At 34.5% G+C, this 18,286-nt stretch carries 13 protein-coding genes; 11 read left to right on the top strand and 2 right to left on the bottom strand.

Features of this window, described 5'->3' with window-relative positions:
* Positions 1–4: 4 nt before the first annotated feature.
* A complete protein-coding gene (locus ACNQGJ_RS00730) occupies positions 5–988 on the bottom strand; it encodes a succinylglutamate desuccinylase/aspartoacylase family protein (protein ID WP_417971066.1) in 984 nt (327 codons plus the stop codon).
* A 127-nt stretch (positions 989–1,115) separates the two neighbouring features.
* Here ACNQGJ_RS00730 and uvrC point away from each other — a divergent pair, with 127 nt between their 5' ends.
* From uvrC to ACNQGJ_RS00675, 11 genes are all read left to right on the top strand, one after another.
* Complete coding sequence (gene uvrC / locus ACNQGJ_RS00725) at positions 1,116–2,915, top strand: excinuclease ABC subunit UvrC (RefSeq protein WP_417971068.1); 1,800 nt, start codon at positions 1,116–1,118, stop codon at positions 2,913–2,915.
* Positions 2,916–2,982: 67 nt separating this feature from the next.
* Positions 2,983–5,181 carry a patatin-like phospholipase family protein gene (locus ACNQGJ_RS00720; RefSeq protein ID WP_417971070.1) on the top strand — a complete coding sequence of 733 codons (2,199 nt, stop codon included), beginning with the start codon at positions 2,983–2,985 and terminating at the stop codon, positions 5,179–5,181.
* Between the two features lie 189 nt (positions 5,182–5,370).
* Positions 5,371–6,528, top strand: coding sequence for a homogentisate 1,2-dioxygenase (locus ACNQGJ_RS00715; RefSeq protein ID WP_417971072.1), 1,158 nt, complete (start codon positions 5,371–5,373; stop codon positions 6,526–6,528).
* A gap of 213 nt (positions 6,529–6,741) precedes the next feature.
* Positions 6,742–7,902 carry a 4-hydroxyphenylpyruvate dioxygenase gene (hppD, locus tag ACNQGJ_RS00710; RefSeq protein WP_417971074.1) on the top strand — a complete coding sequence of 387 codons (1,161 nt, stop codon included), beginning with the start codon at positions 6,742–6,744 and terminating at the stop codon, positions 7,900–7,902.
* A gap of 294 nt (positions 7,903–8,196) precedes the next feature.
* Positions 8,197–8,967: a DUF3108 domain-containing protein gene (locus ACNQGJ_RS00705; protein WP_417971076.1), complete on the top strand. Its 771-nt coding sequence runs from the start codon at positions 8,197–8,199 to the stop codon at positions 8,965–8,967.
* Complete coding sequence (locus ACNQGJ_RS00700; RefSeq protein ID WP_417971078.1) at positions 8,967–9,902, top strand: tryptophan 2,3-dioxygenase family protein; 936 nt, start codon at positions 8,967–8,969, stop codon at positions 9,900–9,902. The genes ACNQGJ_RS00705 and ACNQGJ_RS00700 overlap by 1 nt, the downstream gene beginning before the upstream one ends.
* A 20-nt stretch (positions 9,903–9,922) precedes the next feature.
* Complete coding sequence (locus tag ACNQGJ_RS00695; RefSeq protein ID WP_417971080.1) at positions 9,923–11,143, top strand: peptidoglycan DD-metalloendopeptidase family protein; 1,221 nt, start codon at positions 9,923–9,925, stop codon at positions 11,141–11,143.
* A gap of 187 nt (positions 11,144–11,330) precedes the next feature.
* On the top strand, positions 11,331–12,974 hold the full coding sequence (gene pgi / locus ACNQGJ_RS00690; RefSeq protein ID WP_417971082.1) for a glucose-6-phosphate isomerase: 1,644 nt from the start codon (positions 11,331–11,333) through the stop codon (positions 12,972–12,974).
* A 370-nt stretch (positions 12,975–13,344) separates the two neighbouring features.
* The gene (locus tag ACNQGJ_RS00685) at positions 13,345–16,587 is read left to right on the top strand and encodes a TonB-dependent receptor (protein ID WP_417971084.1); all 3,243 of its coding nucleotides are present in this window, start codon (positions 13,345–13,347) and stop codon (positions 16,585–16,587) included.
* A 93-nt stretch (positions 16,588–16,680) separates the two neighbouring features.
* Positions 16,681–17,115 (top strand): hypothetical protein, encoded by a 435-nt coding sequence (locus tag ACNQGJ_RS00680; protein ID WP_417971086.1) that lies wholly within the window; start codon positions 16,681–16,683, stop codon positions 17,113–17,115.
* An 81-nt stretch (positions 17,116–17,196) separates the two neighbouring features.
* Positions 17,197–17,679: a septal ring lytic transglycosylase RlpA family protein gene (locus ACNQGJ_RS00675; RefSeq protein WP_417971088.1), complete on the top strand. Its 483-nt coding sequence runs from the start codon at positions 17,197–17,199 to the stop codon at positions 17,677–17,679.
* Between the two features lies 1 nt (position 17,680).
* Here the strand turns inward: ACNQGJ_RS00675 and ACNQGJ_RS00670 are convergent, their stop codons facing one another.
* A complete protein-coding gene (locus ACNQGJ_RS00670) occupies positions 17,681–18,148 on the bottom strand; it encodes a CYTH domain-containing protein (protein WP_417971090.1) in 468 nt (155 codons plus the stop codon).
* Positions 18,149–18,286: the final 138 nt, after the last annotated feature.

Raw genomic sequence — 18,286 nt, 5'->3', positions numbered from 1 at the left:
AATTTTATTCGCCTTCTTCTCCAAGAGCATTCGACAAATGATAAATAGCATCGCCTTCATAAACAATAGGGGAATGGTTGGCATTGATGATATAACCGTCGTTTGGTGCTTTTACTTTTCGCTCAAACTTTCCGTAGGGATCTGTTATGGTAGCCAGAACAGTTCCTTTTTTTACAAAATTCCCTATTGTATTATAATCGTGTAATAATCCGGAGCACTTGGCTCTAATCCAACCTGATTTTTCAATGTAAATAGTGTTGGATTTCTGTTGGACAACAGTATGTTTTGGGTCTAACATATTAAGGTGCGAAAGCAGGCGTTTTGCCCCATTTATACCTTCATCGGCGATAGCATTATTGATGTCCAGTGATTTTCCGCCTTCAAAAAGCAACATTTTAACGTCCATTCTCTCACTTGAACTCCTAAATGAACCTATTATATTTCGGGAATATAAGGTGAATGGCGCATTAAATACATCGGCTAGAATTTTTAATTCCGGATTATTATGTGCTATTCTGATTTGTGGGGCGTTAAAACGGCTCGCTCCTCCGGCATGAAAATCCACGGCATATTCTACAAGTGGCATGATTTCAGCTAAAATATGAAACGCAAATCGGCTGGCCAGAGAACCGGTTTTACTTCCCGGAAAAACACGATTTAAATCCCGACCGTCTGGAAACTCTCTGGATTTATTGACAAATCCATACACGTTTATTATTGGAATACAGATGATTGTGCCTCTTTTCGGCTTATTTATTTTTTTGTAAATAAGTTGTCTTACAATTTCTACTCCATTGATTTCGTCGCCATGAATCCCTGCCGAGAAAAGAACTACGGGACCTTCATACTTTGAACGTCTTACCATAATGGGGATATTCAGTTTTGTCGTGGTGTGTAATCTGGCAATCTCGACATTGATGGTTTTGCTTTCACCAGGAATAATGCTTTCGCCAAAAAGAACGATTGGAGTGGTATTGATTTTTATCATAGATTCTTGAAAACATAAAAATAACGATAATAACGAATTAGAAACTAAAATTTTGATAAAAATTTCGCAAGCGAGATTTCAAGAGTATTGATTTGTATTTCGGGATTATTGAGATTAACTTTGTTTCATGAACCCAACAACTTTAGCGTTACAAATTCAAACCTTGCCGGATGGTCCTGGCGTATATCAATATTACGATAAGGAAGGGAAAATTTTGTATGTGGGCAAAGCCAAAAATTTAAAAAAAAGAGTTGCGTCCTATTTTAATAAAATTCACGATACGGCCAAAACCAATGTGCTTGTAAAGAAGATTGTAACCATAAAACACATTGTGGTTCCTACGGAAACTGATGCGCTGTTACTAGAAAATAACCTAATAAAAACTTTGCAGCCGCGTTACAACGTATTGTTGCGAGATGATAAAAGTTATCCGTGGTTGTGTATCAAGAAAGAACCTTTTTCGCGGATATTTGCCACCCGAAGAATGGTCAAAGACGGGTCGGAATATTTTGGTCCGTATACCAGTTTCAAAACCGTCAGCACTATTTTAGAGCTGATCAAAGAATTGTATCCATTGCGAACGTGTAATTATGATTTAAGTAAAAGCAATATCGAAAGCGGGAAATTCAAGGTCTGTCTCGAATATCATATAGGAAATTGCATGGGGCCTTGCGAAGGTCACGAAACTTTAGAAAATTATCAAAAGCAGGTCGATGCCATTCGCGAAATCCTTAAAGGAAATTTCAAAGAAAGCATGAAGGAATTTAAGCGGGTCATGACGAATCTAGCTGCTGATATGCATTTTGAAGAAGCCCAAAAAATCAAAGAGAAAATAGAAGTCCTCGAAAATTACCAATCACGCTCTACGATTGTAAATCCCAAAATCACTAATATCGATGTGTTTTCAATCGTTTCGGATGAAAGCGCGGCGTATGTGAATTTTCTGCAAATTTCACACGGATCGATTATTCGTTCGCACACAATGGAAATCAAAAAGAAATTGGATGAACCCGATGAAGAATTACTAGAACTGGCGATTGTCGAGTTGCGAGAACGTTTTCAGTTGCTGTCTCGCGAAGTTATCGTCCCGTTTCACGTAGATTTAGGGGAACAAATAAAAATTACCGTTCCGCAGCTTGGCGACAAAAAGCAAATTTTGGATTTGTCCATTCGCAATGCTAAGTTTTACCGGATTGAACAATTGAAACAACTGCAAATTGTAGATCCAGACCGTCATACGAAAAGAATTATGGCACAAATGCAAAAAGACTTGCGATTGCCGGTGGAACCCAGACATATCGAATGTTTTGATAACTCAAATATTCAAGGAACGAATCCTGTTGCGGCTTGTGTGGTTTTTAAAGATGGCAAACCAAGTAAGAAGGATTACCGTCATTTTAATATAAAAACAGTCGAAGGACCGGATGATTTTGCCTCGATGACCGAAGTCGTCTACAGAAGATACAAACGATTGCTGGATGAAAATCAACCGCTACCGAATTTAATAATTATTGACGGTGGAAAAGGACAATTATCAGCGGCACTGAAAAGCCTTGATGAATTAGGTTTGCGCGGAAAAATAGCTATAATTGGAATTGCTAAAAGGCTGGAGGAGCTCTTTTATCCGGGAGATTCTATTCCGTTGTATTTAGATAAAAAATCAGAAAGCTTGAAAATAATCCAGCAGTTACGAAACGAAGCACACCGTTTTGGGATTACGCATCACCGGGATAAAAGGAGTAAAGCAGCGCTAAATTCATCTGTAGAAAGTATTCCGGGCATTGGCGAAAAAACCATGATGGCCTTAATTCAACATTTTAAAAGTGTTAAAAGATTAAAATTAGCGACAGAAAAAGAAATTTCGGACGTTATAGGTATGTCTAAAGCCAAAAAAATTACCGAATTTTACAAGGCTACAAATGAATGATTAACTTCAATTTTTGAATAACCGATATCTGATTGTGCTAAATTCTATTACTACCAAATTGCTTTTTATGAAGAAAATAACGCTGTTATTTATTGTTTTTGCTAGTTTGACTGTGTTTTCGCAAGAGCAAAAGAGACCAAAAATAGGTTTAGTTTTAAGTGGCGGCGGAGCAAAAGGATTTGCGCATATTGGAGTTTTAAAAGTACTGGAAGAAGCAGGTGTCAAAATTGATTACATTGGGGGAACCAGTATGGGAGCGGTTATAGGTGGGCTTTATGCTTCGGGATACAATGCCAGCCAAATTGATTCAATCTTTCAAGCTACAAATTTTAATGAACTGCTGAACGATTTCATTCCCAGATCTTCTAAAAATTTTTACGAAAAAAGAAACGACGAATTATACGCGCTTGTTTTGCCATTTAATAAATTTAAAATAGGCATTCCGGAAGCATTGTCAAAAGGAATGTATAATTATAATTTGTTAAGTAGAATTACCAGAAACGTCAGGCATATAAGGGATTTTAACAAACTTCCAATTCCGTTTTTATGCATTGCAACCGATATAGAAACAGGGGAAGAAGTAGTGTTGAATAAAGGAAATTTAGCTAAGGCTATGATTGCCAGTTCTGCGTTTCCGTCTTTATTTTCTCCTGTGGAAATTGATGGAAAATTACTAGTTGATGGTGGTGTCGTTAATAATTATCCAGTTGAAGAGGTTCGTAAATTAGGCGCTGAAATTATCATAGGAGTTGATGTTCAAGATGATTTATTAGACAGAAGCCAACTCAAAGACGCGACCAGAATTTTAGTTCAAATTACAAATCTTCAAACTATTGGTAGGATGAACAAAAATGTAAAAGAAACGGATATTTACATAAAGCCGGATATAAAAAACTACGGAGTCGTATCTTTCGATAGAGGAAAGGAAATCATTAGAAAAGGAGAAGAAGCGACTTTTTCAGTGTATGAAAAAATAAAAGTGCTGGCTGACCAGTCCCATCCATATAAGAAACCAAAGCTGAAATTGATTACAGACAGCTTGCAGATCATAGATATCAATAGCAATGAATTGGATAATTACACCAAAGAATATGTGATTGGTAAACTAAGGTTCAAACCAGGAGTTAAAACCTGCTATGACGATTTATTGAACGGAATAAATAATATAAACGCAACTCAAAACTTCAGTTCAATATCGTATTCATTAGATGAAAATAAAAACGGGAATGATTTAAATTTAACATTAAAGGAAAACGGTTCAAAAACGTACCTAAAATTTGGACTGCATTATGACAATTTATTTAAGAGCGCCGTTTTGATTAACCTCACCCATAAAAAAACGTTTTTTAAAAATGACAGAACCTCGCTAGATATTGTTTTGGGAGATAATATTAGGTACAATTTAGATTACTACATTGAGAATGGATTTAATTTGAGTTTTGGTTTTAAATCGCAGTTTAACCAATTTAATAGAAACGTAGCCAGAGAAATAAGCAGTTTAGATTTAGGCGCTATGGGTTTGAATGCTATTAATGTTGATTTTTACGACATGACAAATCAGGCTTATTTCCAATCGTTATTTGTTCAGAAATATTTAATAGGAGGAGGAGTTGAATTAAAATATTTAAAAATAAAGTCGGGAACATTGGCCAATATTGATCCGATAATTGACAACAGTAATTACTTAAGTCTTTTTGGTTATATGAAGTTTGATTCCTTTGATAATAAATATTTCCCTAAAAAAGGTTGGTATTTCTCAGGGGATATACAGTCATATTTAGTCTCATCAAACTATACAGGAGAATTTCAGCCGTTTTCTATCGCCAAGGCGGATTTTGGTGTGGCGGCAACACTTTTTAGAAATGCAACGATTAAGTTTCATACCGATGCCGGTTTTTCATTTAACAAAGAAAGTGTTTCGTTTTTTAATTTCATTTTGGGAGGCTATGGTTACAATCCGATAAACAATTTCAAATATTTTTACGGGTATGATTACTTGAGTATTGCGGCGAATAGTTATATAAAATCTACAGCAACTGTTGATTATGAGTTTTATAACAACAATCATTTCAATTTTTCGGCAAACTTTGCTAATCTTGGAGATAGAATTTTTGAAACTGTAGATTGGATTTCAATCCCCAAATATTCAGGATATGCGGTCGGATATGGTTTAGAAACCGTAATTGGACCTATTGAAATAAAATACTCTTGGTCGCCGGAGCAACCCAAAGGCTATACTTGGTTCAGCATCGGGTTTATGTTTTAATTGTAATTTATTTCAATTTTAATTCCGATATTTGTTATCATGAAAACAACTTGGAGCGGTTTATTAGGATATCTGCAATTCCTCATTAAGAGGAATCCTGAATAGATTGCATTTTTTTTGATTTAATTAAATAAGTTTATTTCGATAAAACGTTAAACTTTTAAACTTTAACTTTTAAGCAAAAAAATCATGCCTTTATATCATAAATTGGGAAATTTCCCCCAAAAAAGACACACGCAATTTGAAAAGCCTAATGGCGGTTTGTATTACGAACAGCTTTTTGGAACGGAAGGTTTTCATGGCCATTCCTCATTACTATATCACGTTCACAGACCAACACAGGTAAAGGAAATTTTAAAATCCTATTCGGTAGAACCAAAAATTGCCATTGGAAAAAACATAAAATCGTTATTATTAAAAGGATTTGAGCTGCGACCCGAAGATGATTTTTTGGACAGTCGTAAAGCCATGTTAGTCAATAAAGATTGTACCATTGGATTAGCAGCGCCAAGGCAATCATTACGCAACTATTTCTATAAAAATGCCGATGCCGATGAAATGATTTTCATCCATAAGGGAAAAGGGAAATTGCGCACCATGATGGGCAATATTCCTTTCGAATATGGCGATTACTTGATTATTCCTCGCGGTATGATTTATCAAATCGATTTTGAAACATCGGAAAACAGACTTTTTTACGTAGAATCGTTTGCACCTTTTTACACGCCAAAAAGGTATAAAAACGAATCTGGGCAGCATTTAGAACATTCTCCTTTTTGCGAACGCGATTTTATTTTGCCAACAGAGTTAGAAACACACGATGAAAAAGGTGATTTTCTAATTAAAATCAAGAAAGAAGGAATGATACATGAATTCGTTTATGCTACTCATCCCTTTGATGTAGTAGGTTGGGACGGATATAATTTTCCGTACGGATTTAGCATTCACAATTTTGAACCTATTACAGGCCGCGTGCATCAACCACCACCGGTTCATCAAACATTTGAAACCGCAACTTTTGTAGTCTGTTCCTTTTGTCCACGATTGTATGATTACCATCCAAAAGCAATTCCGGCACCTTATAATCACAGTAATATAGACAGCGATGAGGTGTTATATTACGTGGATGGGGATTTTATGAGCCGCAACAATATTGAGCAAGGACACATTACATTGCATCCAAAAGGCATTCCGCACGGACCCGCGCCGGGAGCAATGGAGCGTAGCATAGGTCATACTGAAACCCACGAATTAGCGGTAATGGTCGACACATTTCGCCCGTTAATGGTAACCGAAGAAGCAATGGGATTAGATGATGGCGAGTATTATAAATCTTGGGTAGAGTAATTAGGAGCTATTTCCTGCTATTCGTTGCAATCTTTTATTACCCTGTCAGGGTTCAAAACCCTGACAGGGTAATAAAAGGATTTTCACTTCTATCAGGGTTAAGGCTTTAGCATAAATTACAACATAATTTAAAGTAATAAAATTCGTATACGTCAGATTTATCCGCGTCATTCGCGTTCCAAATTAGATTTACCGAATAAACAAATAAATACCATGTCAAAAGAAGTAAAATCAGTAGAATACGGACTAGAAAAAATATTTGAAGGAGCACAAGATTTCCTTCCATTATTAGGAACCGATTATGTAGAATTCTACGTAGGAAATGCAAAACAATCGGCACATTATTATAAAACGGCTTTTGGATTTCAATCCTTGGCGTATGCCGGATTAGAAACCGGAGTACGAGACAGGACATCATATGTGCTAAAACAAGATAAGATCCGCATAGTATTAACTACACCATTAACGCAAGATTCGCCGATACACGACCATTTGAGAAAACATGGAGACGGCGTGAAAGTTGCAGCGCTTTGGGTAGAAGATGCCACAAGTGCGTACGAAGAAACAATGAAACGAGGTGCACGCTCTTTTATGGAGCCAACTGTTGAAAAAGATGAATTTGGAGAAGTAGTGCGCTCGGGGATTTATACCTACGGTGAAACGGTACATGTTTTTGTAGAACGCAAAAACTATAATGGTGTTTTCCTGCCGGGATACAAGGAATGGAAATCCGATTACAATCCAGAACCAACAGGTTTAAAATACATCGACCACATGGTGGGAAATGTAGGCTGGAACGAAATGAATACCTGGGTAAAGTTTTATGAAGACGTAATGGGATTTGTAAATTTCCTGTCTTTCGATGATAAACAAATTACGACTGAATATTCGGCGTTGATGAGTAAAGTAATGTCAAATGGAAACGGAAGAATTAAATTTCCGATCAACGAACCTGCCGAAGGAAAGAAAAAATCACAAATCGAGGAATATCTGGACTTTTATGGCGGACCAGGAATTCAACATATTGCTATTGCAACGGATGATATTATAAAAACGGTCTCGCAATTGAAAGCAAGAGGAATCGAATTCTTGTCTGCTCCTCCACATGCTTATTATCAGGCTATTCCGGAACGATTGGGAGATCATATGAAAATGATGAAAGAAGATTTGACTGAAATCGAAAAACTTGCCATCATGGTTGATGCTGATGAAGAAGGATATCTATTGCAAATATTTACAAAACCAGTACAGGACCGACCAACCTTGTTTTTTGAAATTATTCAAAGAATGGGTGCCAAAGGTTTCGGTGCCGGTAACTTTAAAGCCTTATTTGAATCAATAGAGCGTGAACAGGAATTGCGAGGAACGCTATAAAAAAGCATTTTTTTTACATATTGTAAAAAAATAACCGATGAACAGCATGTTTTTTTATAAATGTTGTGTTAAACTTTATTTTTTTATAAAATAACTGAATTCGTTAGCTACCTTTGCACTCGCAAAAAGGGAAGGGGTGGTTTCCTTCCTGATTTCATATAAATTTCATAGTTTATAGTTTTTTGGTTAGTTAATAGCATAAAAACTCAGTCATTATTTGACTGAGTTTTTTTGTTTTAATATATTTGGAACAAAATTTGCTAGTAGTGTTATTAATTGACGAATAAAGTAATTATGAAAAAAATAATACTATTCCTTGTAGTAATAATGACCGTAAGTTTTGATTCTCCAAAAGAGGATGCCTATGACGTGGGCGAGTGGTTTAAATTTCGAATTCATTATGGAATTGTAAATGCAGGTTACGCCACATTGGAAGTAAAAGACGCAACCATAAACAACAAAAAAACATTTCATGTTGTAGGTAAAGGATATACTACCGGAATGTCTCGGTTTTTCTTTAAAGTCGACGATTTATACGAAAGCTATATTGATAAAGACAGCGGAAATCCATATCAGTTTGTCCGAAAAATCAATGAGGGCGGCTATACAAAAAACCAAGAAGGCTTTTTTAATCAGTCTACAAATAAAGTGCTTGTCAAAGATTACAAGCATAAAACAGAGAAAACACTTTACGTTCCTAAAAACACACAAGACATTTTGTCTACCTTCTACTATCTAAGAAATTATCCTGGAATTGATATGTTGAAAATAGGAGAGTCCGTTGCAATTGATATGTTTTTTGATGATGAAACGACCAAGTTTAAACTGAAGTTTATAGGTCTTGAAAATATTACAACTAAATTTGGAATAGTATCAACAATGGTTTTCAGACCTTTGGTGCAATCAGGACGTGTTTTTAAAGAACAAGAAAGTCTTACAGTTTGGATTTCAGATGACGATAATAAGTTGCCAATTAGAATAAAAGCCAGTTTGGCAGTAGGATCAATAAAAGCAGATATAGAGGCATATAGAGGATTAAAAAATCCTTTTAAAACAAATAAATAATGAATAGTATTGATGGTTCAGAAGCGATTTTAAAAGAGATTGAAATTAAATACCAAGCAATAAATCAAAAAACGGAAACACAACTGGAAGGATTATTATGGTCAAAACCAATTACGTATTGGGACTATATCCAAACTGATGCATTGTTAAATCTTCAAGTTCAAAGAACAACTCTTCCGGATGAAATGGTTTTTATTATGTATCATCAGGTTAATGAATTGATATTCAAGATGATACTTTGGGAAATGCAACAAATTTCTTATTGTAAAAACATTCAAACTGATTTTTTTACCGAAAGATTAATGAGAATTAGTCGCTATTTTGACATGCTCACCACTTCTTTCAGCATAATGGGAGATGGAATGGAAGTAGATCAATACATGAAATTTAGAAATACGTTAACGCCTGCAAGTGGCTTTCAAAGCGCGCAATATCGTTTAATAGAATTTTCGTCCACAGACCTAATAAATCTTATCGATCACCGTTATAAAGATTCAATAGATAGGAATACGCCGTATGCATTTGCATTTGAGCATTTGTATTGGCAAGCAGCCGGAAAAGATTATCATACAGGTCAAAAATCTTTTTTACTGGAGGAATTTGAAAGAAAATATAAAAAGTTGTTTTTAAATCATATGGAAGAATATAATACCATAAATATTTGGCAAAAATTCAAACAACTTCCAGATTTAGATCAAAAAAATCCAGAGTTAATAGTAGCGATGCGTCATTATGATCATACGGTAAATATTACTTGGGTGATGCAGCACTTGAATACAGCAAAAAAATATATAGATCAGAGCGGTAAAGGTGATGGTGAAGCGACTGGTGGAAGTGACTGGAAAAAATACATGCATCCAAAATACCAACGAAGGATCTTTTTTCCGGAATTATGGAGTAGCCATGAATTAGAAAATTGGGGAGTAGAAATGTAGATTGAATAAAAAAACAGGGTTTGAAACAAATATTTATAATTATAATTGCGCTATTTACTTTAGGATCATGTAATAAAAAAGAGGAAATAGTACCGGAAAAAGTAGTGAAACGTATTGCTAAAAAGAGCGAATTTGGATTTGTTCTTGCTAATTTTAATATCGTTAATGATACTGTAGAAAGAGGCGACACTTTTGGAACGATTATTCAAGATCAGAATATCGGGGATCGAAAAGTATTTGAAATTGTTGCCAAAGTGAGAGATTCTTTTGATGTAAGGAGTATAAGAATCAACAGACCTTTTACTTTATTAAGGTCCAAAGATAAGAAACATAAGTTAGAGGTTTTTATTTATCAACCGGATGCGCTAAGTTATTACGTGATTGATATGCGGGACACAGCAGTAGTTGTCTATAAAAAAACCAAACCCATTACGATCAGACGGCGTACCATTGGTGGAGTTTTAAAAGAATCATTGTCGGAAACTTTAGGCAATGCCAAGATTGAAGGGGCTCTAGCAAGTAAAATAGCTAAAATTTACGCCTATTCAATTGATTTTATGAAGCTCAAAAAAGGAGATCGTTTTGCGATAACTTTTACAGAGCGATTTATAAATGATACCGTTTATGATGGTGTGGAAGAACTTGAAGCTTCCTTTTTTGAATATGGAGGAAAAATTATTTATGCATTTCCTTTTGCGCAGAATCCCAATTCAGATAAAATACAATATTATAATGAAGAAGGGAAAACACTAAAAAATTTCTTTCTTAAGTCTCCAATAAAATTCAGTAGAATTTCGTCACGATTTTCAAACAGTAGATTTCATCCGGTTCAGCACAGATGGAAAGCACATAAAGGGACAGATTATGCGGCACCACGCGGTACACCTATAACCACAACGGCAAGCGGGGTTGTGGAGCAAAGTGGTTTTACTGCCGGAAACGGGAATTTTGTAAAAGTAAAGCACAACGGCACCTACTCGACACAATATTTGCACATGTCTAAAATACTCGTAAGACGAGGGCAACGCGTCAGTCAGGGACAGGTTATCGGTTTAGTAGGAAGCACAGGTTTAGCAACGGGGCCGCATGTTTGTTATCGATTTTGGAAAAACGGCAGGCAAGTGGATGCACTGAGACTAAAATTGCCTAGCGGTGAACCGATGAGCGGAAAAAATAAAGAGCGATATATTAAAGAGATAACGCCTTTGAAATTTCAATTGGATAGTGTTGCTAACTTATAATGCAGCAGCTGAAAATTTGTTGAAAATAATTATTCTGTGGAAAAATAGAAATACGTAATGTGATTATAGGAAGGTCATTATTCATTGTTTTTGCTGAGAAATTGTTATATAAATGAAAACTCATTTAGCATTAAAACTAATTTTAGTATTTTTACCAAATTAAAATAATACTACAAACTACCTATAAATGGCTTTAAATACGACAAACCCAACAGAAACAAGTGCTTGGAAAAAACTTGAAAAGCATTACAACGAAATGCAAAAAGCGTCGATCCAGGAATTATCTCAATTGGATGCATCCAGAACAAAAAAATTCAATTTGAAATGGAATGATTTTTTAATTGATTATTCGAAAAATATTATCAATCAAGAAACACTTCAGTTGTTAGTAGAACTAGCAGATGAAGTTGGACTTAAAAGCGCTATTGCTGATTATTTTAATGGTGCAATAATTAATCAAACCGAAAATAGGGCAGTACTTCACACCGCATTGCGCGCCAAAGAATCAGCAATAATAAATGTTGATGGAAGTAATGTGATTTCTGAAATTTATGAGGTAAAAAGTAAAATTAAAGCTTTTACTAATGAAGTCACTTCGGGCACAAGAACTGGTTATACGGGAAAAACTTTCACGGATATTGTCAATATAGGTATCGGAGGTTCTGATTTAGGTCCTGTTATGGCTGTTGAGGCTTTGCAATTTTATAAAAATCATTTAAACGTTCATTTTGTTTCGAACATAGACGGCGATCATGTCAACGAAATCATTAAGAAACTAAATCCAGAAACGACGCTCTTTGTAATAGTTTCTAAAACATTTACAACACAAGAAACATTAACTAACTCTGAAACAATCAGAAAATGGTTTTTGGAATCCGCTACTCAAAAAGATGTGGCCAAGCATTTTGTTGCGGTTTCTACCAATATCCAAAAAGTATCAGCATTTGGAATAAATCCAGACAATGTATTTCCTATGTGGGATTGGGTTGGTGGACGATTCTCGATGTGGAGTGCCGTAGGTCTTACGATAAGTTTAGCCGTTGGGTACGATAATTTTGATGAATTGCTGCAAGGAGCAAACGAAATGGACGAACATTTCAAAACTGCTGATTTTGACAAAAATATGCCCGTAATATTGGCATTGTTAAGTGTGTGGTACAACAATTTTTTTGGTGCCGAAAGTGAAGCTTTAATTCCTTATACACAATATTTACAAAAGTTAGCTCCTTATTTGCAACAAGGCACGATGGAAAGTAATGGCAAACGTGTTGGTCGTGATGGCAAACCGGTAAACTATCAAACAGGAACTATTATTTGGGGAGAGCCGGGAACCAATGCACAGCATGCTTTTTTTCAGTTAATTCACCAAGGAACGAAATTAATTCCTGTAGATTTTATTGGCTTTGTTTCTCCTTTATATGGAAATAATGACCATCATGATAAGCTAATGTCTAACTTTTTTGCTCAAACAGAAGCATTAATGAACGGGAAATCTGGAGAGGAAGTTCAGGCTGAATTTGATAAACAGGGTGTTTCAGAAGAGAAAGCGAAGTCTCTTTTACCGTTTAAAGTTTTTACTGGCAATAAGCCCACAAACACTATTTTAATCCAAAAGTTAACGCCTAAAACTTTAGGTTCTTTGATCGCTTTGTATGAACATAAGATTTTTGTACAAGGAGTTATCTGGAATATTTTTAGTTTTGATCAATGGGGCGTAGAGCTAGGAAAACAATTAGCTAATTCTATTTTAGAAGAAATCAATACAAAAACAGTTAAGAACCATGACAGTTCTACAACCTTTTTATTGAATCATTTTTTGATGAATAAATAAAATAATTAGTGATGGTAGTTTTTACAATGTCACAAAATATTCTAAGTATTTAAAATCCTCGTATTTTTCCAGGTATAAGAAGTTTAAAGCCCTGATTTAGGTAAAATCAGGGCTTTTTGTTTATATGACACTTTGTTTTATTATTGTTTTAAAAACACCTCTGTTTTGGCATTAAATTTATTTCATTTTATTTGTTAAAAGATAATAAAATAATCAAAATATTAGATGAAAACAATGTTTTTCAACAACAAAAACCCTAAAATTATTTTACGTTAAAAACCCAACATCAAAAGATGATATTCTTAACGTTGTGTTAACTTTTTAAAACAAAAATGTTATATTTTTGCCAAATATTAATAAACTAAACAATATGAAAAAATTATTAAAATTATTTTTAATTCTAGTTGTACTAATGTTTGCTAACTCTGAAGTTTATGCTCAGGGTAACACTACCTCTTCTATTAGTGGTAATGTTTATGATAAGGACTCTCAAACCTTACCAGGGGCTTCAATTCTTGCAACTCACACACCATCAGGCACGCGATACACTGCGTCGACAGATGGTAACGGAAACTTTAGAATATCGAACATGAGAGTTGGAGGTCCATACCAAATTTTAATCACTTTCGTTGGATTTAAAACTTTTGAAGGGACTGATGTTTATCTTCAATTAGGTGAAACTAAGGATTTTAAAGTTGTTTTGCAAGAAGAATCAAATGAACTACAAGAAGTGGTAGTTAGAACTTCAAGAGATAATACTTTTAATTCACAAAGAACTGGCGCTCAAACAGTAATTAATTCAGATAAAATCAAAGCATTACCTTCTTTATCTAGAAACATTTCAGATTTTGCCAGACTAACGCCTCAGGCTCAATTAAGAGGAGATGATGTATTGTCTATTGGAGGTCAAAACAACAGATTCAATGCAATTTACATTGATGGAGCTGTAAGTAATGACGTTTTTGGATTAGCTGCAAATGGAACTAATGGAGGCCAAACAGGAGTAAGTCCTATCTCTATAGATGCAATTGAGCAATTTCAAGTAAGTGTTGCTCCTTACGATGTAAAACTATCTGGTTTTGCTGGTGGAGCTATTAGTGCAATTACTCGTTCAGGAACTAATAATTTTGAAGGTTCGGCTTATTTCTTTAATAGAGATGAATCTTTAGCAGCAAAAACACCTCCTTCATTAGCGGGAACAAATGGAAGAAAAAAATTAGCTGATTTTTCTGCTCAGACTTATGGTGTTCGTGCTGGAGGAGCTCTTGTTGAAAATAAATTATTTTATTTTGTGAATTATGAGCGCCAAGACAATGAAACTCCACAGCCCTTCGATTTATCAACTTATACAGGATTATCTGGGAGTAGATTGGGAGAATTAAGAACTAAGCTTACTAGTTATGGTTATGACCCAGGTTCTTTTGATAATAATGTCAGAACGCTTGTAAGTGATAAATTAATTGGTAAAATTGACTGGAATATTAATGATAATCATAAATTATCTTTGAAACACAGTTATGTGAAAGCGGAGAATTTTTCGCCAGGCAGATCTTCTGCAACTGCTATTAGTTTCATTAATGGTAGCCAATTATTCAATTCTACCACAAATTCAACGGCTTTAGAATTAAATTCAAGATTTGGGAACAAATTTTCAAATAATTTAGTTGTTGCGTATACTAGTGTAATCGATGATAGAGATGCAGCTGGAGATCCATTTCCATCTGTTCAGATTTTTGACGGTGCTAATCAAAGTATTTTCTTTGGAGCAGAAGGTTTTTCAACTGCAAATTTCTTAAGTCAAAAAACATTGACAATTTCAGATAATTTTGAAATTAATGCAGGAATGAATAAAATAACAATTGGTACTCACAATGAATTTTCATCTTCTAGAAATGTTTTCTTTGGGAATAATTTTGGATCTTATAGATATGCTTCTTTAGATAATTTCTTAAATGACCAAAAACCTAATAGATTTCAATTAAACTATTCCTTAATTGGTGGTGAAGGAGATGATTCTCAAGGAGCAGCTGAATTTGGAACTAAACAATTTGGCTTCTACATACAAAATGACATGAAACTTAATAGTAGTCTTAGAGTTTCTTACGGTGTTAGAGTAGATATTCCTGTATGGGAAGATGGATTAAGAAATGATGATTTTAATAACAGAACAATCGCTTTGTTACAAAATGCTGGTAAAGATTTAAAAGGAGCGAGAGTAGGTCAAGGAATTGCAAATTATGCACACTTTGCGCCACGCTTTGGTTTCAATTACGATCTTAACGGGAAAAAATCTACTCAGTTTAGAGGTGGATTAGGTATATTTACTTCTAGATTGCCTTTAGTATGGCCAGGTGGAACTTACAATAATAATGGTGTATCGCAAGGTGCTATTTCTATTACAAGCCCTGTAGGAATGCCTATATTCAACCCAAATCCAAGTGTTGCTAGTCAAATTGCACCGCTTCCAGCATCATATCCCCGTCCTGGTTCAGGACGTACAGGTGGAAATGTTGATTTGTTTGCAAAAAATTTCAAACTACCTCAAATCTTTAAAGCAAGTTTTGCAGTGGATCAAAAATTACCATTAGGTTTCGTTTTGACATCTGAAATCACTTACAATGATAACATTAGTGCAATCACTTATGAAAATTTGAATATCAAAGCTGCTTCAACTACATTGACAGGAGCTGATACAAGACCACGTTACAATGGAAACAGCAGAGTAGATCCTTCTTATTTAGGGGTATATCTTGCTTCAAATACAGATGAAGGTACCGCTTATAACCTTGCTTTTACATTGACTAAAAACTTCAGATCTGATTTCATTGATGCTAACATCTCTGGAACTTACTCTTACGGTAAATCTACTGTATTACTTGATGCTACTTCTTCTCAAAACAGTTCACAATGGAATAATACTGAAACGGTGAATGGTGCAAATTATTTAGCACTTTCTAGATCTGATTTTGATCAAGGAAGAAGAATTATTTCAAATGGTAATGCAACATTCAAATGGAATAAATTCACTAAATCTAGAATCGGTGTATTTTACGAAGGTGCTCAAGGAACTCCAATCAGTTATGTTTATAATGATTCTGGTCGTCTATTACAAGATACATTCTCTAATTCAGCATTAATTTATGTTCCTGCTGCACAAAGTGAGATTAGACTGGTTTCTACGTCTTCTAATACATTAACGCCACAACAGCAATGGGATGCTTTAAGTACTTTTATAGAAAGTAATGAGTATTTAAGAGGAAGAAAAGGGGGTTATGCTGAGCGTAATGGTGACCGTTTAAAAACAAGTCATGTTGTCGATTTAAAATTCGCTCAAGAGTTTACTATTAATGTTGGTAAAAAGAAACATACGCTTGAATTTACTGCTGATATTTTTAATTTCACAAACCTTTTGAACAAAAATTGGGGAAAAAGATATTTTACAAGTTTTGACCAAGTACAATTACTTCAACAAGTTGGATTCTTAGCTAATGGAACAACTCCTACTTTTAGCTTCAATCCTGCTGTGGCAAACAACATCAATCAAGTTGATGATGTAGGTTTGAACTCATCAAGATGGCAAATGCAGACTGGTGTTCGTTATACGTTCAACTAGTTTAATTTAAAATAGAGCAACCCTCATTTCAATTGAAATGAGGGTTTTTTTATACCTTTTTTTCTTATATTTGTTAAAACAAAAACAATATTTATGTACGATTTTATTCAAAAATTCCATTCCGGTTGGGCTTATTTAGCACTTTTAGTATTAGTAGTTGCAGTTGTTAATTCCTTAATTGGGATGTTTTCCAAAAAAGAATTTACTTCAATAGACAGGAAAATTGCATTATTTGCACTAATAGCAATCCATACGCAACTACTAGTGGGGATAATATTATATTTCGTGTCCCCTCATGGACTTAATATGATAAAAGCAGTTGGAATGGGTGGAATGACAACTGAAAGCAGATTATTGGCCTTAGAGCATCCTTTAATAAATATTATTGCAATCGTGTTAATCACTATAGGATGGTCAAAACATAAAAAATTAATAGCAAGTGAAGCAAAATTCAAAACATTTGCTATTTTTTATGGTTTAGGATTAGTGCTTATTTTAAGCAGGATTCCATGGAAAATCTGGTTTTAAAAATCAAAAAAAGCTCTAGAAATAGAGCTTTTTTTATCTAGGTATGGTTTTTGTAAAATAGATTTAACTATTACAATATTTATGAAAAAATCAATAACATTATTTTTTTTACTTGCAATTATTAGCTTAGTGAACAGTCAAAGTTCAATCTCCGAAAAACAAAAAGCAGCATTACAAAAAGATTCGATTAAGAAAAGTAAAACAGCAATTGAATTGCAAGAATACAAAAGAGATTCTGTAAGTACTGCAGAGGGAAAATTTAAAATTTATAAAAAGGAGGCGCATGCATCCTATTATGCAGATAAATTTAATGGAAGACGGACTACAAGCGGTAGTAAATTTGACAATAACAAATATACAGCTGCCCACAAAAAGCTTCCTTTTGGTACTAAAGTAAAAGTGACTAATGAGAAAAATGGTAAGTCCGTAATTGTAGAAATTACCGATAGAGGACCATTTGTTAAATCTAGAGAAATTGATCTTTCGAAACGCGCATTTATGGATATTGCTTCTAATAAAAGAAGTGGAGGGATGCAAGTGACAATAGCAATATTAAATAATTAAATTACCAGTTTTTATAGGGATTGCTGCTTAAGTAGGCATTGTAATATCGGCTAATGTTTGTCACTTCTTCACCCAGCCAATTTGGTTTATCAAAAGGTTCCATTTCAGAATCGAGCTCAATTTCAGCCACACATAACCCTTGATTTTCACCATAAAATTCATCAACCTCAAAAACATGATTTCCTAGTTTTATTTCAAAACGTGTTTTTTCAATAACACCTTTTTCGCACAATAATAATAAATCTTGTGCTTCGGCAACAGGAATTTCTTTTTCCCATTCAAAACGCGACATACCGGAGTCATTTGAAATTCCTTTTATGGTCAAATATCCTTTGTTGCCTTTGATGCGTACTCGCACCGTACGTTCTGGGACTGAACTCAAATAGCCCTGGGCAATACGATTCTGCATGAAAGCTTCTTTCTTAAACGAGTCGTCTGTCACTAAAAATTTTCTTTCTATTTCAATCATTTTTCGGTTGTCTAAGTATTAAGAGCTCTTTCCAGCTATCCGTTTCAATATCTCAATCATAAAACTTTTTTTCTATTTTTAAAACAGGAGCTTCTTGGGTCGCTCTTTTTAAAAAGAAAAAATAATTTTTTTCATTCG

This window comes from Flavobacterium cryophilum (assembly GCF_048286555.1).
Taxonomy (GTDB): Bacteria; Bacteroidota; Bacteroidia; order Flavobacteriales; family Flavobacteriaceae; genus Flavobacterium.
This window is presented reverse-complemented; position numbering and strand designations above follow the sequence as displayed.

What these genes read in the sequence shown, in the direction of transcription:
- ACNQGJ_RS00730 (WP_417971066.1), bottom strand. Translation starts at nt 988, where the DNA reads ATGATAAAAATCAATACCACTCCAATCGTTCTTTTTGGCGAAAGCATT.
- ACNQGJ_RS00680 (WP_417971086.1), top strand. Translation starts at nt 16,681, where the DNA reads ATGTACGATTTTATTCAAAAATTCCATTCCGGTTGGGCTTATTTAGCA.
- ACNQGJ_RS00705 (WP_417971076.1), top strand. Translation starts at nt 8,197, where the DNA reads ATGAAAAAAATAATACTATTCCTTGTAGTAATAATGACCGTAAGTTTT.
- ACNQGJ_RS00685 (WP_417971084.1), top strand. Translation starts at nt 13,345, where the DNA reads ATGAAAAAATTATTAAAATTATTTTTAATTCTAGTTGTACTAATGTTT.
- ACNQGJ_RS00700 (WP_417971078.1), top strand. Translation starts at nt 8,967, where the DNA reads ATGAATAGTATTGATGGTTCAGAAGCGATTTTAAAAGAGATTGAAATT.
- ACNQGJ_RS00715 (WP_417971072.1), top strand. Translation starts at nt 5,371, where the DNA reads ATGCCTTTATATCATAAATTGGGAAATTTCCCCCAAAAAAGACACACG.
- uvrC (WP_417971068.1), top strand. Translation starts at nt 1,116, where the DNA reads ATGAACCCAACAACTTTAGCGTTACAAATTCAAACCTTGCCGGATGGT.
- ACNQGJ_RS00670 (WP_417971090.1), bottom strand. Translation starts at nt 18,148, where the DNA reads ATGATTGAAATAGAAAGAAAATTTTTAGTGACAGACGACTCGTTTAAG.
- pgi (WP_417971082.1), top strand. Translation starts at nt 11,331, where the DNA reads ATGGCTTTAAATACGACAAACCCAACAGAAACAAGTGCTTGGAAAAAA.
- hppD (WP_417971074.1), top strand. Translation starts at nt 6,742, where the DNA reads ATGTCAAAAGAAGTAAAATCAGTAGAATACGGACTAGAAAAAATATTT.
- ACNQGJ_RS00720 (WP_417971070.1), top strand. Translation starts at nt 2,983, where the DNA reads ATGAAGAAAATAACGCTGTTATTTATTGTTTTTGCTAGTTTGACTGTG.
- ACNQGJ_RS00675 (WP_417971088.1), top strand. Translation starts at nt 17,197, where the DNA reads ATGAAAAAATCAATAACATTATTTTTTTTACTTGCAATTATTAGCTTA.